This is a genomic window from Herpetosiphon giganteus (assembly GCF_016907925.1).
In the GTDB taxonomy this organism is placed as follows: domain Bacteria; phylum Chloroflexota; class Chloroflexia; order Chloroflexales; family Herpetosiphonaceae; genus Herpetosiphon; species Herpetosiphon giganteus.
The window spans coordinates 215,422-235,419 of record NZ_JAFBCZ010000007.1; the positions used below are offsets into that span (position 1 = coordinate 215,422).

A 19,998-nucleotide genomic window follows, 5' to 3' on the forward strand; every position below is an offset into this window, starting at 1 on the left:
GGCTGGGGGGTGAGGGAATGTTTGATCACCATGCTTTTTAAAAAACCTACCCTTGAAAGGGGCTAGGGTTGAGGGAACGACCTCTTAAAATTGCCAAGGCCGAGGAATTTCCTCGGCCTTGGCAATTTCGAAGCCAAAACAATTTAGCGCAGGTAGATATTTGGTTGCGGTGGATTGCTCATGCCATCGCCCAAGAAAAAGCTTGGATGTGGTGGCTGATTGTAGGCGGTGTTTTGCCAGGCAATCGCAACCCGATATTGGGCATCGTGCATCAGCGTAAAGAGCCGGCGGTTGGTTGAGGTGCTGGTTGAATAAATTCGTAGCGCCCGATTATCGCTGGTGCGCCAAATCACTTCTTCGCGCCAATCGCCCAAAATATCGCCACTCAACGCAGGAGTTGATTTGGTGCTGTTGTTGGAACTGACGTTGCTGCCAGTCAGCAAGCGCGAATCGCCCGATGAACCATATTTGTCGATGCGCGTGCCATCGAGCAATTCGCGCACTGGGTCGCCATCCCACCAAATCAAGAAGTTAATCGATGATGGCTTGCGGCCAAGCGTCGCCCCGCTGACGCTGCGCAAGTTGCCATCCATCGCTGACCACGATTCAGCGCCTGGGCTGCCAGCCCAAATATCGCTCGAAACGCCGCGCCCATTATCGCCACCAGCAGCTGTTTGCCACAAGATTTGGCCAGTGCGGGCATCGGCAAACCACGAGCCAGGCTTCGATGAATCTTCGCTGACTTTGAAAATTTCCAAGCCAGGCCGATTTGGATTGAGATCGCCAACGTGCATAGCATCGCCGTGGCCGTTGCGGGTGTTCCACAGCGGTTGGCCATTATCATTGATCGTCATGGAACCAAAGATAATCTCATCTTTACCATCTTGGTCAACATCGGCAACCGAGAGGCCATGATTGCCTTGGCCAGCATATTGGCCGCCTGCAACGTTGCTATCGAAGGTCCAACGCTTGGTCAGGCTGCCATTGCGAAAATCCCACGCCGCAATCACGCTGCGGGTGTAGTAGCCACGGCTCATAATCAAGCTTGGGCGTTGGCCATCGAGGTAGGCAATCCCGCCCAAAAAGCGATCAACCCGATTGCCATAATTATCGCCCCAGCTTGAAACCGTGCCGCGTGGTGGATCATAATTAACGGTTGAGCGAATCGCGCCAGTTTGGCCATTGAAGACGGTCAGATATTCGGGGCCGGAAAGAATATAGCCGCCCGAATTGCGATGGTCGGCGCTGGCGTTGCCAATCACCGTGCCAGCATTATCGCGCGTGCCATCGGCGGTTTTGGCAGCCACTTCGGCCTTGCCATCGCCATCCAAATCGTAGACCATAAATTGGGTATAATGTGCGCCAGCCCGAATATTGCGGCCCAAATCGATGCGCCACAAGCGCGTGCCGTTCAATTTGTAGCCATCAAGATAGACATTGCCAGTATAGCCAGATTGCGAATTATCTTTGGCGTTGCTTGGGTCCCACTTGAGCACAATTTCATATTGGCCATCGCCGTCGAGGTCGCCCACGCTGGCATCGTTGGCGTTGTAGGTGTAGGCCACGCCATCGGGGGTTGTGCCACCAGCAGGAATTTGCAACGGCACATCAAGGTAGCCGTTGGCAAAATTGAGCGAGTTTTCCGAGGCGGTTTGCTCAACGCCATCGAGCACAGGCCGCACGCTGTAGACGCTGTTGGCCGCCGCGCCGCTATCGAGATAGCTGGTGGCGTTGGTAATTGGGCTAGCATTAACTTTGGTTGTGCCGCGATAGAGATTAAAGCCAATCGAGTTTGGGTCGGTGCCGAGCATGCGCCAGCTCACAAAATTGTTGTTTCCTTGGCGCACGCTGATAATGCCGCGATTGAGTTTTTCCATTTGGCGGCCTGTGGTTGGGCCAGGCGTGGCGGTTGGCACGCTGGTTGGCATACGGGTGGCGGTTGGCACACTCGTCGGCACGCGCGTAGCCGTTGGCACATTGGTTGGGCCGTTGGTTGCAGTTGCGATTATTGTTGGTTGGTTCGTGGCTGTGGCAACTGGCACAGTCGCGGTTGGGCTAACCCCGCCCCCACAGACTACGCCATTCACCGTAAAACTGCTTGGCACAGCCAAACTGCCAGTCGTCGTAGCGGTAAAACCAAAGCCTTGGCTGCCACCAGCGGCGATGCTGGCGTTCCAATCGACGTTTGTCGCACTTACTTGGCTGCCATTTTGGCTCACAGTCGCATTCCAGATTTGGCCAATTTGCTGGCCGCTGGGCGCGCTCCAAGCCACTGTCCAGCCGGTGATCGCACTGGTTCCGGTGTTGTTGATCAGCACATCTGCTTGAAAACCGCCGCTCCACTGATTGGTAATTGCATAATTGACTTGGCAGCTCAGGCTAGCTTGGGCTTTGGTGTTGGTGTAGCTAAACGTACTTACCAAAATTGCAATTAATAACAGACAAATTCGCCAACGCTTGTTCATGGTTTGCTACTCCTTTTTGAGTGTTCAGGGATGAGGGGACAGGGGCCAGCGGTTAGGTGCGATGGAAACCACGAAGAACGCGAAGAGCACGAAGAATGAATATATGTTCTATGCTCTTTGTTCTATGCTCTAACTACCGACCTCTGAATCCTATCCGCTGAACCCTCATCCTTGTAATTTGGGGAATCGGGGATCGGGATGATTGAAACCACGAAGAACACGAAGAGCACGAAGAATGAATATATGTTCTATGCTCTTTGTTCTATGCGCTAACTACCGACCCCTGAATCCTAGCCGCTGAACCCTAGTGCCTATTTGGCCCCTGCTCCAGCTTGCACCGAACTATTAACCGAGCTAGCCGATTCGGCGTTATAGCTGTATGGCGGGGTGAACGCTACGCCCGTGCTGATCCGATCGCCAGTCGTATTTTGGTAGAGGTTATCGACAGCCTTGAGATCGCCTTCGTGCAATCGGTGTGGCGTGTTGACCCCGATAAAGGCATTCTTTTCGAGCAACAATTTGGATTGATAGCCTGAGCTAACACAATAATCGTTGCCAGTGGCGGTATATAAATTATTGAAGACGTGAATTTTGCCAAAGCGCGTGCGTGGCATCCGTTGCATTGCGCCTGCAAACCACCAGTTATGATGGAAGGTTACGTTCAATTTGCCGCTATCAGTTGAGCCAGAATCATCAGAGCTGCCAATCAAATTCGAGAAGCGATGTTCTTTGTTGGTCGTATAACCGAATTTGCTCCACGAAACCGTGATGAAATCCGAGCCATTATTGATGTCGAAGTTGCCATCTTGGCCGTTGGTGATGGTCAGATGATCGACCCAAACGTGGTGCGAATTGCTAATCCCCAAGGCATCGTTGCCAGCGCGGCATTCGTCGTAGCTAGCACAGCTATTGCCGTTGATGGTGAAGTTTTGCAAAATGATGTTTTGCGCATTTGAAACTTTTACATTGCCTTGAATCAACGCCTTGTTACTGCCAATGATGGTCTTATTCGAGGCCACCGTGAGCGTGCCTTGCAGCGTGCCAGAGAATTTAATAATCATCGGTGAGCTTGATTTGGCGTAATTTTGCAATTCGCTGAAGTTAGCTGCCGTGACCGTGCTGCCGCCTGCGCCACCAGTCGTTGTGCTCAAGCCAGCCCCCGAAACCGTTGCCCAGCCAATCAGGCCATTGCTGACTGGCGGATTGGTTGGAACAACCGTCGCCGTGGCGACAGGGGTACGAGTGGCGGTTGGCGCTGGAGTCCGCGTGGCGGTTGGGCCTGGAGTGCGGGTTGCAGTGGCAACTGGCACAGTCGCGGTTGGGCTAACCCCGCCCCCACAGACTACGCCATTCACCGTAAAACTGCTTGGCACGGCCAAACTGCCAGTGGTTGTGGCGGTAAAACCAAAGCTTTGGTTGCCACCAGCGGCAATGCTGGCATTCCAATCGACATTTTTGGCGCTGACTTGGCTGCCATTTTGGCTCACGGTCGCATTCCAGCTTTGGCCAATTTGCTGGCCGCTGGGTGCGCTCCAAGCCAATGTCCAGCCATTTATTGCGCTGGTTCCAGTGTTGCGCACCACCACATCTGCTTGAAAACCGCTGCCCCATTGATTGGTAATTGCATAATTAACTTGGCAGCTGAGGCCAGCTTGGGCATTGGTAATTGGGCTTTTGATTGCACCAATCAGAGCCGTCACTAATCCAGTTGCAAGCATCCAACGTCGGGCTGTGGTTAATTTCATTGGTCAAACTCCTTGTTGCGGGATGAGTTGTCAGGGATCAGGGTTCAGTGCATTATTCCTATGTACCTCATCCCTGAATCCTAGCTCTTGGTCTCGATCCGTATGTTCTATGCTCTTTGTTCTATGCTCTGCCCTCTGACCCCTGACCCCTAGCCCCTACTTAATATGTTCTATGCTCTTTGTTCTATGTTCTGCCCTCTGACCCCTGATCCCTAGCCCCTACTTATATGTTCTATGCTCTTAAATCGCAATCAATTGCCATTGCTGCCACGCGCCGCCTGCATAGCCCCATTGCTGCACGTTCGCTCCATCTGCGCCCGAGCCAGCCGCTACATCAAGCGCTTGTTGGCTATTGCGATTGACGACATAGATATAGCCGCCACCTGCATCGAGCACCTGCCATTGCTGATGCGCCGTGCCGCCATAACTCCATTGCTGCACGTTTGCGCCACTAGCTTTTGAGCCAGCTGCAACTTCTAGTGCCAAACCACTATGGCGATTAATGATTTTTTTGAAACCGCTCCCAACATCAACGATTTGCCATTGTTGATTTGCGCCACCGTTATCGGCCCATTGCTGCACATTGCCTCCATTGCTGGTTGATTTGGCGGCCACATCGAGCGCCTTGCCGCTTTGGCGATTGATTAGCTTGAAATAGCCGGTTGGGGCTGGAGTTGGATTTGGGGTTGTGCCAGGAAAGCCAGTTTGAATCAAGCCACTCAGATATTGCTCAGAGGTGGTTAGCCAGCCATCGTTATTCAGAAATGTGGCGGTGCTGAAGCTTTGGGCTTGTTGGCTAGTGAGTTTTTTCATCCAACCAACCCGATTGTTGAGGCTTGCGCCACCGCCAGTATTGCCTTGCTCGCCGTAATAGGCGGTTGCTTCGTTGGCGCTATTGCCCCAATTATCCCAACCTGCTGGCCGAACATGCGAGCCAAGATTGCTGTTGAGGAAAATCACGCGCGCATAAGGCCGCCACGGTCGGCCAAGGTAGGTTAATGTATTGCTGGAGCCACTAACCGTGCAGTTGGTAAACACATAGCCTGTCGTTTGGTTGCTGGCGGTACGCGAGTGGGCGGTGATATAGCCTTGACCGTTGCTCACAATTTGGCATGTATCAAACACTGCCGTGGCATTGCCAAAAATAAAATCAACCGCACCTTGAATTAAGCAGTTGTTGTAATACTGCCGCCCTGCATTTGAATAGAGCGTATCTTGATAGCCTAACAGGCGCACATTGCGAAAATTTAGGCGGTCGCCGCTGGCATACAGGGCTACAGCTTGGCCAACATTGCCAGAACTATTTTGAATCGTTAGGTTGGTGGCGTTGCAATCGTTGGCGTAGAAATAGCAACTGGCGCTGCCACTTGTGCCATAGGTTGTGCCATCGGGCTTGGTTTTGCTGGCATAGTTGTCATACGTCAAAACAGTGCCATCGCGGCTTTGGCCATACAGCGTAATTTTCGGTTTGTTGTTGGGAATCGTGATGACTTCTTTGTAGGTGCCGTTTTTGATGAAAATCACCACCCGATTGGGGTTGTTGGTTGGCACAGCGTTGATTGCTGCTTGGACAGTGGTATGTGCGCCGCTACCATCTTTGGCAACAACGATGCTTGTGGTTTGCCCGGCGACGGGCGCAAGATCCAATTGGCTGGCAGCAATGCCGATGGCAACGAAGCCTAAACGTCGTAAAAAATCACGGCGATTAAATTGATTCATCGGTGAATCCTTAATAAAGATTAAAAACAACGCCTAAAAAAAGAGCCGATAGTATAAGCTTGCCGCTACGCAATACTGTAGTGCTATTCTGAATTACAGCAGCTAAAAATATACAGGTTTAGTACATTTCAGTCTATGGGATCGGTCTCAATCTGATTAGGCTATAATCATGCATAAACTATTCAATCGAATTACCCGAATGTAAATAAGCACAGCTCGATAAAATTTAATTAAGACTAGGCTCAATTAAACATATAAGCAGGCTAAATATTCAATTGTTGTTCGTGCATGATTAAACAAATCACATGCATGGAAAATTACTTCAAACAATGGAATATATCTGCAAACATGCAAAATTGTTCATATGATCATGATACTAGCATATTCAGATAATTAAAGCAACTTAATTTTTTAGATTTCTTTAATAAAATGACTAAATTTATATCATATTTAACATGCTATTATCGCAAAATGCAGCCTATATGTTGGCTTGAATTTATTGAATTGATAGGTTATTTTCTGTTAAAAATATTCTATTTGGCACTTTATAAGCGATTGAATTAAGATAATTGCTAGCACATGTTCTAGCTATGAGGAATGATGTATGCAGGTTGTAACCACAATTGAGCAAGTTCGGGCAGCTCGTCGCCAATGGAATACTGTTGGTTTTGTGCCAACCATGGGTTTTTTGCATGCTGGGCATCTGAGCTTGGTGCAACAAGCCAAGGCTGAAAATGGCGTGGCGATTGTCTCGATTTTCGTTAATCCAACCCAATTTGGTCCCAACGAAGATTTTGCGAGCTACCCGCGGGATACCCAGCGCGACCTTGATTTATTAACCGAAGCTGGCTGCGATTTGGTTTGGATGCCAAGTGTTGAAGAAATGTATCCTGCTGGATTTAGCAGCTATGTCGATGTTGAAGGCGTGACTGCGCCGCTCGAAGGTGCGCACCGACCTGGCCATTTTCGCGGCGTGGCCACGGTTGTAACCAAATTATTTAATGTTGTGCAACCAACCAAGGCTTATTTTGGCCAAAAAGATGCCCAACAAACTGTGGTTATTCGCCAATTTGTGCGCGATTTGGCCTTGCCAGTTGAAGTGGTGATTGCGCCAACCGTTCGTGAGGCTGATGGCTTGGCGCTGAGCAGCCGCAATAGTTATCTCACACCTGAGCAACGGGCAGCAGCTCCAGTGCTCTATCGCGCCTTGAGCGCAGCCCAAACCGCCTATGCAGAAGGCCAAACCGATGCAGAAGCAGTGCGCCAATTAATGCTTGCAACTCTCAACCAAGAACCATTGGCTCAAGTCGATTATGTGAGCATTGCCGATCCGCAAAGCTTGCAGGAATTGACGACCATCGATCAGCGTGGCGCGTTGGTTTCGTTGGCCGTGCGCATTGGCAAAACTCGACTGATCGATAATTTGATATTGTAGGAGCTTGGGCTATAGGAGCTTGGCTATAGGCTTTGAGCTATAGGTGTAGAGGTACATTGGGTTGGTAAACAGGTGCATGCCCTCACCCCCAGCCCCTCTCCCACTGCACGCGGGCGAGGGGAGTACCGACTCCCCTCACCCCCTAGCCCGTCGAACGGGCTAGGGGGTGAGGGGAAAATCGTCTTTAACCCAATGAACTTCTACACTTAGCCTAGAGCCTCAATGTCTCTGCGCCTCTGCGTTAAATGTTCTAAAAGCCGAGCCGTTCAATCCGATCGTTAACCAAACTGCTCACTTCTGGGTGTTGCTCAGCAACATCGCGCAACAAGGTGCGCAATTGGCCTGCCTCAAGTTCATCGAGCGTAACCTTGGATGTTGTTGCTTCTGGCAGAACTTGGTCGGAGCAATAGCTCAAAAAGAGCAGTGCCGCCACGCCATGAGCGCAAAACTCACTGGGCTGGGCATCGCATGTGCATTGAATTGTAATCTGCTGAGCAGAATGAGTTTGGATACTAACCAAATAATGGCGATTATTACGATCACCAACCGAGGCCTGAACGCTTGCGCCATGGGCTTGGACAGCTTCGACCATGCCGTGCTCGAAATATTCCAAGCCCTGTGCAAAGTTCACTACGCCTGCGCTTGCCTGAATCTGCGCCTCAGAAACCACTGGAAACTCCATACATACCTCGTGTTATGCGGCTAACTTATTCTAACCCGAGAATCCATTGCTGAATACTCCCAACCAGCGTGTTTGGTTCAGCATCGACGTTGACGGTTAAGGCATTGCTCGGCATTTCCAAGGTTGCCAATTGGCTGGTTAACAGGCTGCTGGGCATAAAATGATTGCTGCGTTGTTGTAACCGCGCCTGAATCAAGCTTGGGTCGCCAACCAAATGTACAAAATGCACCTGTTGATTAATCTGCAAATAGGCCCGATATTCGGCGCGTAAGGCTGAGCATGCCAACACCAAACTCTGGTTTTGGCTACAAGCAGCCTCAATTTGTTGGCGCACTAAAGCCAGCCATGGCCAACGATCAGCATCGGTTAATGGCTGGCCGCTGGCCATTTTTTGGCGATTCGCCTCGGGATGCAGATCGTCTGCATCGATAAATTGCCAAGCTTGGGCTGCTGCCAATTGCTGACCAATCGTTGTTTTTCCAACTCCGCTCACGCCCATAACCACAATCACCATAACAACTCCATTTAAGCCAAAAGAGAGAGTTGGTACAAACCAACCCTCTCAAATGATAATCGGTTGTTGCTGTATTCAGAACTGGAGGCTATGGCGTTGAACGACTGTCGAGCGTAGCAAGAACATGCCGCCAATGCCGACCCCAGAACTAAGATAGAACCAAACAAACGCGGCGGGCAAACTGATTGCTGCCAAGCCAATTGCTGGGAGCACAATTGCTAGGCTGCCAACCAAAACTGCTGCTGGGCCATGTAAGTTGAGCCGTTGGCCAATCACCATGGCGATTGCTGCCAGCCCAATCAAATAGGGGACTTGGGCAATCAGCAACAGCACTGGCAAGACCGCTAAGCCAACCAACGAGAAGATCAAGAGCAAGGCAATGCCGCCAACCACCACCACCGAAAGCACCGACCACACCAATCCCAAGCCCAAAGCGCGTTGGGTTGCCAAGCGAATAATTTGCGCGCCGCTGGCAAATGAGCGTGGCCAAATCAAGCTCAACAAGCTGGCGATAATTGTGGCCAAAATTGCCAAAACAACTGCCAGAATGACCCGCGTTGACGTGTTAAGCGTTTGATTGCCTTCGACTGGTAAGAGCGCTGCTGCGCCGCTGTCGCTGAGATTGCCATTGAAAACGGCTCCAGCTTGGGCAACATCAGCGCCCGATTGCATCTGAACTTCGCCCGTTGCGGCCATCACGTTGCCTTGGGCAATCGAATCTGCTTCGAAGGTAACATTGCCAAACAAACTGACTACATCGCCTTCGACTGAGCCACGGACGATAATCGATCCAGTGACTGAAGTTACATCGCCTTCAACCACGCCATCGATCACGATTGGTTGGCTGATGGTTGCGATGTCGCCACCTTCGGTTGAGCCAGCGCGAACTACCAACGCATCACCATCGGTTCGCAGTGCTTGCGCAAACACAAAGGTTGGTGAGGCAATAATAATCAGGGCTAGAATGATCCAGCCAAATAAGAAAGCTCGTGGATTGCGTTTCATTGTTCTACCTCCACAAGCAGCGCCGGTGAAGGGGTCAACAAACGTCGCCAGATCATCAGTGCTGCACCTGCAAGCACAAGCACCCCAAGGAGCAAGGGGATGCCAATTAATCCAAGGGTTGCCGCCATCGGCTTGCCTGCTAAGGTCAAGGCCATAACCCCACGGCCTGCGCTTGAATCAACCCCGCCAAAGGTGGCGGCAGGCAAAGAACTATCGAACAAGACCCCATAACCGCCCCAGAGGACGATTAATGTGACGAAGCCCAGAACCACACCCCACAGCACACGTTGACGTAAGGCACGGCTACGGGCTTGAGTTGCTGCAAGCGCAGGAGTCGCTGGTAATTTTGCCATTAAGCTGGCGGCAAAATTTGGCGGTGGAATAGCCGATTTGGGAGCGGCTAAGGCGGCGGGCAATTGCCCAAGTTCATCGAGGCACATTGGGCACTCCTGTACATGGCGAGAAATCAGTTGTTGGTCGTCAGGGTCATCTGGTTGCTGAGCGCGTAGCTCGCGAATCGAACGGCATGTCATAGCTCTGCTCCTTGTTTATCCAACGCAGCGGCCACCATGTTGCGAGCACGATGGAGCCGGGTTTTAACCGCACTTTCTGATAGCCCCGTAATATTTTCGATCTCTTGATAGGAGAGATCGTTCCAGTAGCGTAGCACTGCCACCAGCCGATAATGATCGGGCAGAGTGGCTAAGGCACGCTGGACGGCATCGCGCAACTCACCACGCAATGCTGAGCGTTCAGGGCCATCATCGGTACTTGGTAGGGCAAATGCCAAATCATCAAGTGGCACTATCGGTCGCCGTCGCCGTAAGCGATCAATGCAGTAGTTCGATGCGACTGAAAAGAGCCATGTAGAAAATTTGCGGCTTTGATCGAACGTTTCAAGCTTGGTATAGGCCCGGATGAAAATTTCTTGGGCTGCATCTTCGGCCTCATGGCCATCGTGCAACATCCGGTAGGCCAAGTTGAAAATTGGCCCCTGGTACAATTCGACAATCCGTTGAAATGCAATTTGGTCGCCACGAATTGTCGCCCGCACCAGCGTCAATTCTTCACTATTGATCTCTGTCACGCGGTTCTACCTCGCACCACTATACTCGGTACGCGCTGAGCAAGGGTAATGTTTCATTGTCAAGAGGGGATTTTGGGTTCCCATCGGTGTGATGCTCGCTATGGTACCTAAGGATGGCCTAAATGGCAAAAGTGACGCTTACTAGCGGGGTTGACATCCTAAAGCTCTGTGATAGACTCACTCTCGATGAGCGTGCATGGCGTTGCACAGATGGGATGAGCAAGGGATTTCCTCGCCTATAAATCCTAGCTGTTAATTTAAACAAGCTCCTGCCTGCACCACTCAAGGTTTTTATTTGAGTGAGGTGAACTATGCGACGTTGGTCTTTGCGAGTGATTGCCGTTATGGCAATGCTTAGTTGGCTTTTAAGGGGTGTTGCGGCCCAACAACCCCAACCAAACGGCCTGCAACAGCTTAATCCCGAGACTGAAACCGTTTTAACTATGGAATTGAGTTCGCAATTTGGCCGGATCGTCTATGTGAGCGGGATTAAGCCAGGCTATAACAATCAAAGCCTGTATAGTATTAATGCTGATGGAACTGATCGCATCAAGCTTAACCCAGCCTTATCAAGCGAAGATTTACGGCTTGACTACGCGATGAATATTAGTGCTGATGGCAAAAATGTGGTCTATATTGCTCGCCATAGCAACGATAGCCAACGCCAATTGTATACAGTGCCAATTACTGGTGGCACTCCTCGCTTGCTCAGCCTCAATTTGCCTGCAAATAGTCAAATTACCGGGTTTAGCCGCAATCCCCAGTTTGCCACACTCATCTACCATGTAAGCAGCAGAAATGCCCAGAATATGGCAGTCTATTCGGTCTATTCGGTGAATCTTGATGGCAGCAACCATCAAACGCTGTTTGAAAATGTGCATAGTGTCAATGGTGGCTACTTCGCGAGCGATGGTTCAGCTTTCTTAATTGAGATTCAAGCTACCAATGAGGCTGATCGCATCATCTATCGCGTTAATCCGCTAACTGGGGCTAAAGTAGCGCTTGATCAATACGCTCTGAACTCCAGTATCTATCAATATGCTCAAATCAATCAGACGCATATTCTCTACACGACTACCTTTTCAGAAACCGGCCACCCTGCTGGTTTATATGCAGTAGCCCATACTAGTGTTACTCCAACCTTGATTTTTGCCTCAAACGCGATGAATTCTTTTTATCTAGGCGACACAATGGCAGCATTTACTGCTGATCATCGGCTGCATTCAGTGCGCTTGAGTGATGGCCTTGTGACGAATTTGAGCAGCCAATATACTGATCCTGAAGGCCAAGTGCGGAGTTTTCAGATCACGCCCGATGGCCAAAAAGTGATCTATACATATGCTGCGACCTATACAGGCTTTACGGGTTTATGGAGTATTCCAAGCGCAGGTGGAACTGGAATCCGCTTGGATAATCCACACCCAGATTATCCTGTTGATTTGCGATTTTTCATTAGCCCTGATAGCAGTCGAGTGGTGTTTGTCACCAATAACTTATTCAGCGTTCCAGTTGATGGTTCGCAACCAGAAGTTCAAATTAACAATTATAGCTATGGGCGCGTTAACATTCCTTCGATTGAAATTACTCCCGATAGCTCAAAAGTTGTGTATCGGGCTTGGAGTGGCAATAATATGCAACATGCATTGCTTAGCACTCCAATTGATGGATCAGCGCGACCCTTGGCATTGAACGGCCTCGTGCCATTTGTTTCTGGCCATCCAGATTTTGATGCGCTAAGCGGCCCTGTACCGTTTCGAATCAGCGCTGATAGCTCGTTTGTGGTGTTCCGTGGGGGTACAGTAGCCGATGGTTATCGCAATCTGTATGCGACGCGAATTAGCGTTGAGCAAGCCCGAGTTTATCTTCCAATCACATCCAAATAAGTAATTAGCTGTATAGAGTGAATTCCCCACGCTTGGTAACGCAAGCGTGGGGTTTTTTGGTTAATTGAATCTAACAGCCTACGAATAGTATTCTGCTGCAACCTCGCGTATAATGCATAGTGGCTTTTAATCGTGTTCGTTGAAAGGAATCACTCAATGACCAATCCACCACAAGGGCTGGACGAAACCACCCAAGGTGGCCCGCAGCGGCCTGTTGTGCCGCCACAGCGGGTTCAGATTCGCTGTCAAAATTGCCAAACGCCGTTTGTGGTGGCACTTTGGACATACGTTGATGTTGGGGTGCAGCCCGAATTAAAAGGTGCGATGCTTTCTGGTCAATTAAATGTCGCTGTCTGCCCCAATTGTGGCGCTGGCGGCATGTTGGCCTCACCCTTGATTTACCATGATCCTGAAAAGAAATTTTTCTGGACGCTCTTTCCGCAAGAATTAAACTTGCCACCAGAAGAACAAGAACGCTTCGTTGGCGAGGCTTCCAAAGTGGCCATGCAATTGTTGCCACCAGATGCTCCCCGCGGCTATTTGCTCACGCCACGGCGCTTTATGACGATGCAAACGCTGATTGAAACGCTGTTGGAAAGCGAAGGCATTACCAAAGAAGCGATGCAAGCTCAACGCCAACGGGTCGAGTTGCTGAGCCAACTGGCCGAAGCGCTCGAAGCCGATCGGGCCGAGAATTTGCTCGATTCAGCCGAAGGTAAATTGGCCCAAGTGGTGGCCGATAACAAAGCTGCACTTGATGGCGAATTCTTCTTGACGCTCAATTCCTACATCGAAGCAGCCTTGCAACAAGGTCGCGAAGATAGCGCCGAAATGATTGGCGAATTAAGCCAACGAGTGATGCAATTAAGTGGCTTTGATCCGGTTGCCGCAGGCTTACAAGAGCCAGCGGTCGAAGATGTGGTTGCTGCCTTGCGCGATGCAGATGATGCAAACCTCGAAGATGTGATTAGCAATTATCGACCCTTGATTGATGATGAAACCTTCGAAGCGTGGGATGCGCAAATTGCTGCCTTGCCTGAGGCAGAGCAAGCTGCTGCGCAAGCTCGCCGCGAGCATATTTACAGCACCCTCGAACGCATGGATGCTGAAGCGCAAGCTATTTTTGAAAAAGCTAATGGCCTGTTGCGCGATGCCTTGCAAGCCGAAGATCCACGGGCCTTGTTGAGCGAGCGGAATAAAGAGCTAAGCGAAGCCTTCTTTGTTGTGATCGATGCCAACTTGAATGCAGCGATGCGCACCAATCAGCAAATTATTGCCGAGCAATTGATTCTGTTGCGCCAAACCGCTGCCGAAGTGCTGCAAGAGGCCATGACTCCCCAAGAACGCTTGATCAATCAATTGTTGAGTGCTGAAACTGCTGGCGATGCTACCAAGTTGCTGCGCAAAAACATGGCCTTGGTCAACGGCGATTTCGTCAAAGAAGTCAACGAATTGGCCGAACAAATGGAAAAAGCAGGTCGCAAAGAAGTCGTTGATCGCTTGCGCCAAGTCGCCCGCGAATCGGCAAGCCTCCTGTTTTAAGGAATGAAGGATGAGGGATGAAGTATGAATATGATCATCGCTCATCCTTCACATTTCTGCATAAAAGTGGCCTATGTTGGGAGCTTTATGATGCTGTGATGGCGGCTTTCATCCCTCATCCTTCATCCTTCATCCTTCTATGAAAGCTTTGCTTCGTTCGACAATCGTGCGCAGTTTGGCGTTGACCTTGGGTGTTTTTACCCAGCCAGCGCCAGCTCAACCGCAGCGCATTTTGGTGATTAAGCCCGACCATTTGGGCGATGTTTTATTGTTGACCCCCGCCTTACGTGCTTTGCGCCAAAGCCAACCGCAAGCCCATATCAGCGTGTTGGTTGGTTCGTGGGCCAAGCGGCTCTTGGCCGATAACCCCGATCTTGATGCAATTGAAATTTGCGAATTTCCTGGCTTTGTGCGTGGTGCTCAGCCCTCGGCTTTGGCTCCCTATCGCTTGCTCTGGCAGGAAGCTGCTCGTTTGCGCCAAATGAAGTTTGATACAGCCTTGGTTATGCGCGATGACCATTGGTGGGGTGGCTTGTTGGCTGTGGGAGCTGGCTGTGGCCGCCGGATTGGGTTTGCGCATCCCTTGGTTGCACCAAGCTTAACCACGGCCTTGGCTTGGAACCCAAATGCCCATGTAACCCAACAAGCCTTGGATCTGGTTGCTGCACTTGGCTCTGTTGACACGCAAAAGCATAGGTTGCGCTTTGTGCCAAGTGACGAAGAACATGCTTGGGCAGCTGCTTGGCTGGCCCAGCATCAGATTCAAAAACCATTGGTGGCGATTCAGGCGGGCAGCGGTGGCGCGGCGAAATTATGGCCAGCTGAACGCTGGGCGCAGGTTGCTGAACAATTGGCTGATCAGGCGCAAATTGTGTTGACTGGCGGGCCTGCCGATGCTGCTGATGTGGCAGCAATTAGCCAGCAGCTGACGATTCCGCATCTGAATGCAGTTGGGCAGGCCAATTTAGGCCAATTGGCGGCTTTATTTGGGCGCTGCGCTGTGGTGTTGGGAGTTGATAACGGCCCATTGCATTTGGCGGTAAGCCAAGCCACGCTCACGATCCACCTCTTTGGGCCTGGCGATAAGCGGCGTTTTGGGCCTTGGGGCGATCCGCAGCGCCATGTTGTGCTTGATGCAGCAATAGCGTGCTCGCCATGCGGCGTGTTAACCCATTGCCCGCGCCAAACCAAGCCTAGCGAATGTATGACCGCAATTGCGGTGCACCAAGTGGTGCAGCAGGCCAAACGCTTGCTGGCACAGGCTGGAACATCGAGCTAGCTTGCTGCGTACAAGCCCTTGAATAAACTTGTTTTGAGGAACTACATCATGCAACAATGGGAATATCATATTGAACTTGTCGATGTTAGTGGCTTCTGGGGACCCAATGTTGACCCAGCGGCAATTAGTTTGATGCTGAATAAAGCTGGCAAAGATGGCTGGGAATTGGTCAATCTCGTTGATCTCAACCATGGCCAAGGCCAGAGTTCACGACTCCTCGTAACGTTTAAACGTCAGCTCCGCACGGATTAATAATCGGTTTAATGCCTGATTGAGCGCCATGCAGGCTATGCTATAGTAGCCCTATCATGAACGCATTGAAGCAACAGCACGCGCGGCATTGGCCTCGGCATATTCAAACAGTCAGTTGGATCATTCTGATTCAACTGGCTTTGTTTTGCCCGATTGCCTGTATTGCCCATTGCTGGTGGTGGGGCATGCAAAGCCAAACTAGCGCTGCTGCGGATCATGCGACGATGTTGGTTTGCGATTTGCACGCACAGCATAGCGATTCTGCACCGCAGCCAATACCCCCGCTACCTGACGGCTTGGCAGCAGTTTATCCAATGGTGTTGTTGCTGCTTGCGAGCTGGATGCTTGCGCCGCGTGTATGGCGACGCTTGCTGCAAGCGCAGCGCGTTTGGCCAAACTATCATCCACAAATTATCACGCCCCCGCCAAGAATCCTCGTACTTGGTTGATAACTGTATCCCTGCAATGTTAACTTTCTAAAATCCGAAGGATGGGTGCTATGAAATACGCTCATTGGCTTTTGGCCTGTGTGCTGCTTGGGCTTGGTTTGAGTTTAAGCGGTTGTGGCACGGCTAGCTATCAGATTATTCGTCCAATTGAAAACCCAACCGCTGCGCCCGATTTTAGCTTGATTGATCAGCATGGCGCTGAATTTCATTTGGCTGAGCAACGCGGCAAAATTGTGATTCTCTTTTTTGGTTTTACTGCTTGCCCTGATGTTTGCCCCTTGGCTTTGGGGCTTTCATCACAGGCTCGCAAACAGCTTGGCGCTGATGGCGACAAGGTGCAAATTGCCTTTGTGACGGTCGATCCTGAACGCGATAATCCGGCGACGATCGATCGCTACGTTTCGTTGTTTGATTCAACGATTTTGGGCTTAAACGGCGAAACGGCGGCGGTCGAAGCGGTGAAAAAAGAGTATGGTGTGCATGCTCAGCGGCGCGAATTGCCCGACTCGGCCTTGCAATACACCATCGATCATACTGCTGGCTTGTATATTATCGATCAACAAGGGCGCTGGTTTGCCATGGCCAACCACGATGTTGATCCAACTCTTTTAGCGACTGATCTTAAAACGATGTTGAAATACATCGCTGTTGAATAAGTGGAGTAGCTTTCAATGAAACGTTTAATCTTTGCCGTCTTGCTTCTGGTCTTAGCCGCTTGTGGCTCGGAAACAACCCCAACCACTGTGCCAAATACAAGCAATAGTGCAGCGAATACGCTTGGTTCATTAACGATCGAAGGTTCATTTGCGCGGCCTGCTTTTGCTGCGGCAACGCTTATGCAAACTCCAACCATGGAAACTACGCCAATTAGCCCGACGGTGGGCGGTGGCATGGGTGGCGGTGCGATGATGGGCAGCAATAGCGCCGCGTATATGACGATTCGCAATACTGGCGCTGCCGATACCTTGATTGCTGCTTCAACCGATGTTGCTGGCAAAGTCGAGTTGCATACGGTTACTGCTGATGGCGAGGTGATGAAGATGGAGCAAGTCGAGAAGATCGAAGTGCCAGCCAATGGTGAAGCAGTATTAAAACCAGGTGGCTTCCATATTATGTTGCTGGAAATCAAACAGGATCTCAAAGTTGGCGATACGCTTGATCTCACCTTGACCTTTGAAAAGGCTGGCAAGATCACGGTTAAAGTGCCAGTGCAAATGCCAAGTGCTCAATAAGATCAGAGAGCAAAGTACATAGAACATAGACAATGTAGCGAAAACAATAGTTCAAATCCCTCGTCTCGTTGCGTGCTGGACGAGGGATTTTGCTTAGCCTCATTTTAGGCGGCCATTGCTTGATCGTTTGGTGCTTGGCGAACTTGTTCGGCGGCGCTGATCCAGCCTTCGATAGTGCTGGGTTTTTTATCCTTGCGCCCAAGGTAGCGTTGTACGGCGTTCCAATTGTTGCCACCAACGACCGAGGAATAGCGCGCAAAGAAGCGGCGTTCTGCTTCATTGGCATCAACGGGGCGGCCTGTGCGCTCAGGGCTGTTACCAAACGCTTCGTCAAGCGCAAGCTCAGGGTAGAGTGTGCCAAGTTTAGCGGGATAATTTGCGCCCAATTTGAGGTGCAATGGCCGTGGTGGCTTGATGATTGGCCGCATCTGGCGTTGCTCGCCATCGCGCTCAACCAGAATAATTGCATCGGCCTCGTAGGTAATGTGCTCGTCGGCCAGCACGCGCAAGCCCACATCGGTATGGTTGCGATCTTCGCTTTGTTCGCTATATTGTTTGGCCAAGTGGCCGATGATAATCACATGGAAACCATGTTGTTTTAGCTCGGTCAGGCCAGTATAAATCGCTTGTAGGTTGCGATTGAAAGAGGCATATTCATCAAACTCAATTTGGGTTTTGCGATCGGTTTCTGCGCCAGCCCGTTGCTGAGCATGAGCGCGCATCGCTTGCAGCACTTTGGAAACTGAGTCGAGCACAACGGTATCGCCAGCCTTGCCAATGCGCAAAATCTCTTGCATGGCGGCCAAAATTTGTTGGAGTGAAAGCGTTTGAACCGCTTGGATCGATTTATGCACGCCTGGCTTGCCCAAAAGATTCTTGGCAGCGCCCTCGGTATCCAAAATCCAGACCGTGCCGCTGCGGCGAGTGCTGGCGGCTAAATGCGATTTCCCTGCGCCAGATTGGCCGGTTAATATAAATAAACTGCCTGTTTCAAGTTGTTCGAGCGACTGAAACATTGTGCTATTCCTTTCGTGAACTCGGTTACCCATAGCCATTGCTGGCCCGTATCCAATCAATATACATAAAAAATATAGAACAAATGTTTCAATGTGTCAAGCAGCAAAAAGCCACAGGTTTTCGGCCTGTGGCTAAATCGGTTGTTTTTAATCGGCTAGTTATGGTTGAATATCGCCGCCTTCGATGCGTTTTTTGGCTTCGCGGCGGTTGCGACGGCCTTCGCGGCGCTCGGTAGCTGCTGGTTTCTCAAGCAGCTTCTCCTCTTGCTCGACTAAATCTGCTTGAGGATTCGGCGAATCGACCAGCTTGCCATGCAGATATGATAGGATGATCCTTGCTACCGCCGCCATTGGAATTGATAAGAGGAGGCCCAAGCCGCCAGCTACCGCTCCCCCTGCCAGAATTGCAAAGATCACAAAGACTGGGTGCACATTGACGATGTGGCCGACCAAGTTGGGAATGATAAAGTGATCTTCGAATTGGCGCAGGGCAAAGTAGGTAATGACAATGACCAAGGCTAGCAACCATGGCTCCCAGCCAAATGGGGTTGTGCCTTGGAACAAACCAACCAAGGCCGCGATTGCGGTGGCCAAGTATGGCCCGATGATTGGAATAATTTCCAACACCCCAGTTGCAATTGCGATGATCAAGGCATATTTGACTTGCAAAATCGAGAGCGCAATATAGCTGAGCACCGACATAATGATGATCAGCAAAAACTGACCGCGAATGTAGGCCGAGAGCACGCGATCGATTGAGCTAACCAATTGGCGAATTTCATCGCGATGGCGTTCGGGAATCAAGCGATAGAAATTGTTGGGAATGGTTTCTGCTTGCAGGAGCAAATAGAACGTGACCACAAAATAGACCAAGGTTAAAATAAAACCTTCGGCAATGCCAAACAAAAACTTGGGTGCAGCACTTGGCAAATCTTTGGCAAAAGCAGCGATTGCGCCAGAGATTTCACGTTCAGCCTCGCGCAAATTAATAATTTCGACCCCACGAATCGTAAATGATTCATGTTTCTCGACATAATTACTTGCATCCTCAAGCCATTCGGGAATGGCCTTGGCGAGATCGTTAATTTGGGTTGTAATGATCGGGACGACATTACTCACCAACAACGTTAGCAGCGTAGACCCGATGATATAGAGCACAATCACCCACCAAAAACGTGGGGTTTTGGTCCGCCGTTGCATCCATGTAACAACTGGGTTAAAAATATAGGCTGTGATGATTGCCCAGATGAAGGGAATCATAATATGCCAGGCTTGGTTGACCAAGTACAGGCTAATAATAACAATCGAAAGGACTGTTACAAACTTTGCGCGCGGCGAAAAACGAATCGGGCTAGTAGGCTGAACGTGCATAAAATCTCCTCCACATGGCCATAGCGTTATTGTTGACGCGAGCGACCAAGGGGAATATCGGCCTTGAGGTGGTCGGTAGCTTCGCCACGGGTCAAGGTTACTTCAATGGCCTCTGGGTTGGTTACTTCAACGTAACGCTCGATTACTGCAATGATCTCACGTTTCATCTCATCCATATCGTGGGGCGAGAGATGAACCCGATCATGGACTAAAACCGTCAACAAACGCTCTTTGGCAACCGACGAACTGGTCGGTTGCTTGCGACCAAAAAGATTATCTAAAAAACCCATAGATCCGCTCCATGTGGAAGATAAGGTTGGCT

19 protein-coding genes are annotated in these 19,998 nt (G+C 50.5%); 8 read left to right on the forward strand and 11 right to left on the reverse strand.

All coding sequences use genetic code 11. The features are described from left to right. Positions 1-143 precede the first annotated feature (143 nt). From JOD20_RS08910 to JOD20_RS08920, 3 genes are all read right to left on the reverse strand, one after another. A complete protein-coding gene (locus JOD20_RS08910; RefSeq protein ID WP_204754933.1) occupies positions 144-2,465 on the reverse strand; it encodes a rhamnogalacturonan lyase family protein in 2,322 nt (773 codons plus the stop codon). Between the two features lie 311 nt (positions 2,466-2,776). Beyond that, complete coding sequence (locus JOD20_RS08915; RefSeq protein WP_204754934.1) at positions 2,777-4,210, reverse strand: cellulose binding domain-containing protein; 1,434 nt, start codon at positions 4,208-4,210, stop codon at positions 2,777-2,779. A 240-nt stretch (positions 4,211-4,450) separates the two neighbouring features. Further along, positions 4,451-5,929 (reverse strand): pectinesterase family protein, encoded by a 1,479-nt coding sequence (locus tag JOD20_RS08920; RefSeq protein ID WP_204754935.1) that lies wholly within the window; start codon positions 5,927-5,929, stop codon positions 4,451-4,453. 604 nt (positions 5,930-6,533) lie between these two features. Here JOD20_RS08920 and panC point away from each other — a divergent pair. Then, positions 6,534-7,364, forward strand: a complete 831-nt coding sequence (gene panC, locus JOD20_RS08925) for a pantoate--beta-alanine ligase (RefSeq protein WP_204754936.1) — start codon at positions 6,534-6,536, stop codon at positions 7,362-7,364. Positions 7,365-7,614: 250 nt separating this feature from the next. Here the strand turns inward: panC and JOD20_RS08930 are convergent, their stop codons facing one another. The 5 genes from JOD20_RS08930 to JOD20_RS08950 all read right to left on the reverse strand — a co-directional run bounded on the left by JOD20_RS08930 (position 7,615) and on the right by JOD20_RS08950 (position 10,652). Continuing rightward, positions 7,615-8,046 carry an SWIM zinc finger family protein gene (locus JOD20_RS08930; protein ID WP_204754937.1) on the reverse strand — a complete coding sequence of 144 codons (432 nt, stop codon included), beginning with the start codon at positions 8,044-8,046 and terminating at the stop codon, positions 7,615-7,617. Positions 8,047-8,071: 25 nt separating this feature from the next. Beyond that, positions 8,072-8,560 carry a gluconokinase gene (locus JOD20_RS08935; protein ID WP_204754938.1) on the reverse strand — a complete coding sequence of 163 codons (489 nt, stop codon included), beginning with the start codon at positions 8,558-8,560 and terminating at the stop codon, positions 8,072-8,074. Positions 8,561-8,635: 75 nt separating this feature from the next. Continuing rightward, positions 8,636-9,565, reverse strand: coding sequence for a bactofilin family protein (locus JOD20_RS08940; protein ID WP_204754939.1), 930 nt, complete (start codon positions 9,563-9,565; stop codon positions 8,636-8,638). Beyond that, entirely contained in the window at positions 9,562-10,098 is a 537-nt protein-coding gene (locus JOD20_RS08945) for a hypothetical protein (protein WP_204754940.1), read from the reverse strand. Before JOD20_RS08945 ends, JOD20_RS08940 begins: the two co-directional genes overlap by 4 nt. Next, positions 10,095-10,652 carry a sigma-70 family RNA polymerase sigma factor gene (locus JOD20_RS08950; RefSeq protein WP_054534994.1) on the reverse strand — a complete coding sequence of 186 codons (558 nt, stop codon included), beginning with the start codon at positions 10,650-10,652 and terminating at the stop codon, positions 10,095-10,097. The genes JOD20_RS08945 and JOD20_RS08950 overlap by 4 nt, the downstream gene beginning before the upstream one ends. 311 nt (positions 10,653-10,963) lie before the next feature. Between JOD20_RS08950 and JOD20_RS08955 the strand changes: the two genes are divergently transcribed. The 7 genes from JOD20_RS08955 (at position 10,964) to JOD20_RS08985 (ending at position 17,289) form a co-directional block, all read left to right on the forward strand. Beyond that, positions 10,964-12,535, forward strand: coding sequence for a hypothetical protein (locus tag JOD20_RS08955; RefSeq protein WP_204754941.1), 1,572 nt, complete (start codon positions 10,964-10,966; stop codon positions 12,533-12,535). Between the two features lie 156 nt (positions 12,536-12,691). Further along, complete coding sequence (locus JOD20_RS08960; RefSeq protein WP_204754942.1) at positions 12,692-14,077, forward strand: CpXC domain-containing protein; 1,386 nt, start codon at positions 12,692-12,694, stop codon at positions 14,075-14,077. Between the two features lie 139 nt (positions 14,078-14,216). Continuing rightward, the gene (locus JOD20_RS08965; protein WP_204754943.1) at positions 14,217-15,356 is read left to right on the forward strand and encodes a glycosyltransferase family 9 protein; all 1,140 of its coding nucleotides are present in this window, start codon (positions 14,217-14,219) and stop codon (positions 15,354-15,356) included. A gap of 48 nt (positions 15,357-15,404) precedes the next feature. After that, positions 15,405-15,608: a DUF4177 domain-containing protein gene (locus tag JOD20_RS08970; RefSeq protein WP_204754944.1), complete on the forward strand. Its 204-nt coding sequence runs from the start codon at positions 15,405-15,407 to the stop codon at positions 15,606-15,608. Between the two features lie 56 nt (positions 15,609-15,664). Continuing rightward, entirely contained in the window at positions 15,665-16,057 is a 393-nt protein-coding gene (locus JOD20_RS08975; protein ID WP_204754945.1) for a hypothetical protein, read from the forward strand. Between the two features lie 50 nt (positions 16,058-16,107). Further along, positions 16,108-16,713 carry an SCO family protein gene (locus JOD20_RS08980; protein ID WP_204754946.1) on the forward strand — a complete coding sequence of 202 codons (606 nt, stop codon included), beginning with the start codon at positions 16,108-16,110 and terminating at the stop codon, positions 16,711-16,713. Positions 16,714-16,728: 15 nt separating this feature from the next. Continuing rightward, complete coding sequence (locus tag JOD20_RS08985) at positions 16,729-17,289, forward strand: copper chaperone PCu(A)C (protein WP_204754947.1); 561 nt, start codon at positions 16,729-16,731, stop codon at positions 17,287-17,289. A 104-nt stretch (positions 17,290-17,393) separates the two neighbouring features. On the opposite strand, the gene JOD20_RS08990 is transcribed toward JOD20_RS08985, so the two are convergent. The 3 genes from JOD20_RS08990 to minE all read right to left on the reverse strand — a co-directional run bounded on the left by JOD20_RS08990 (position 17,394) and on the right by minE (position 19,966). Further along, a complete protein-coding gene (locus JOD20_RS08990) occupies positions 17,394-18,305 on the reverse strand; it encodes an AAA family ATPase (RefSeq protein WP_204754948.1) in 912 nt (303 codons plus the stop codon). Positions 18,306-18,464: 159 nt separating this feature from the next. Next, entirely contained in the window at positions 18,465-19,676 is a 1,212-nt protein-coding gene (locus JOD20_RS08995; RefSeq protein WP_204754949.1) for an AI-2E family transporter, read from the reverse strand. A 26-nt stretch (positions 19,677-19,702) separates the two neighbouring features. Then, on the reverse strand, positions 19,703-19,966 hold the full coding sequence (gene minE / locus JOD20_RS09000; protein ID WP_054535003.1) for a cell division topological specificity factor MinE: 264 nt from the start codon (positions 19,964-19,966) through the stop codon (positions 19,703-19,705). Positions 19,967-19,998 lie beyond the last annotated feature (32 nt).

Excerpts from the sequence above, each read along its gene's own strand:
- JOD20_RS08910 (WP_204754933.1), bottom strand. The coding sequence starts at position 2,465 with ATGAACAAGCGTTGGCGAATTTGTCTGTTATTAATTGCAATTTTGGTA.
- JOD20_RS08915 (WP_204754934.1), bottom strand. The coding sequence starts at position 4,210 with ATGAAATTAACCACAGCCCGACGTTGGATGCTTGCAACTGGATTAGTG.
- JOD20_RS08920 (WP_204754935.1), bottom strand. The coding sequence starts at position 5,929 with ATGAATCAATTTAATCGCCGTGATTTTTTACGACGTTTAGGCTTCGTT.
- panC (WP_204754936.1), top strand. The coding sequence starts at position 6,534 with ATGCAGGTTGTAACCACAATTGAGCAAGTTCGGGCAGCTCGTCGCCAA.
- JOD20_RS08930 (WP_204754937.1), bottom strand. The coding sequence starts at position 8,046 with ATGGAGTTTCCAGTGGTTTCTGAGGCGCAGATTCAGGCAAGCGCAGGC.
- JOD20_RS08935 (WP_204754938.1), bottom strand. The coding sequence starts at position 8,560 with ATGGTGATTGTGGTTATGGGCGTGAGCGGAGTTGGAAAAACAACGATT.
- JOD20_RS08940 (WP_204754939.1), bottom strand. The coding sequence starts at position 9,565 with ATGAAACGCAATCCACGAGCTTTCTTATTTGGCTGGATCATTCTAGCC.
- JOD20_RS08945 (WP_204754940.1), bottom strand. The coding sequence starts at position 10,098 with ATGACATGCCGTTCGATTCGCGAGCTACGCGCTCAGCAACCAGATGAC.
- JOD20_RS08955 (WP_204754941.1), top strand. The coding sequence starts at position 10,964 with ATGCGACGTTGGTCTTTGCGAGTGATTGCCGTTATGGCAATGCTTAGT.
- JOD20_RS08960 (WP_204754942.1), top strand. The coding sequence starts at position 12,692 with ATGACCAATCCACCACAAGGGCTGGACGAAACCACCCAAGGTGGCCCG.
- JOD20_RS08965 (WP_204754943.1), top strand. The coding sequence starts at position 14,217 with ATGAAAGCTTTGCTTCGTTCGACAATCGTGCGCAGTTTGGCGTTGACC.
- JOD20_RS08970 (WP_204754944.1), top strand. The coding sequence starts at position 15,405 with ATGCAACAATGGGAATATCATATTGAACTTGTCGATGTTAGTGGCTTC.
- JOD20_RS08975 (WP_204754945.1), top strand. The coding sequence starts at position 15,665 with ATGAACGCATTGAAGCAACAGCACGCGCGGCATTGGCCTCGGCATATT.
- JOD20_RS08980 (WP_204754946.1), top strand. The coding sequence starts at position 16,108 with ATGAAATACGCTCATTGGCTTTTGGCCTGTGTGCTGCTTGGGCTTGGT.
- JOD20_RS08985 (WP_204754947.1), top strand. The coding sequence starts at position 16,729 with ATGAAACGTTTAATCTTTGCCGTCTTGCTTCTGGTCTTAGCCGCTTGT.
- JOD20_RS08990 (WP_204754948.1), bottom strand. The coding sequence starts at position 18,305 with ATGTTTCAGTCGCTCGAACAACTTGAAACAGGCAGTTTATTTATATTA.
- JOD20_RS08995 (WP_204754949.1), bottom strand. The coding sequence starts at position 19,676 with ATGCACGTTCAGCCTACTAGCCCGATTCGTTTTTCGCCGCGCGCAAAG.
- minE (WP_054535003.1), bottom strand. The coding sequence starts at position 19,966 with ATGGGTTTTTTAGATAATCTTTTTGGTCGCAAGCAACCGACCAGTTCG.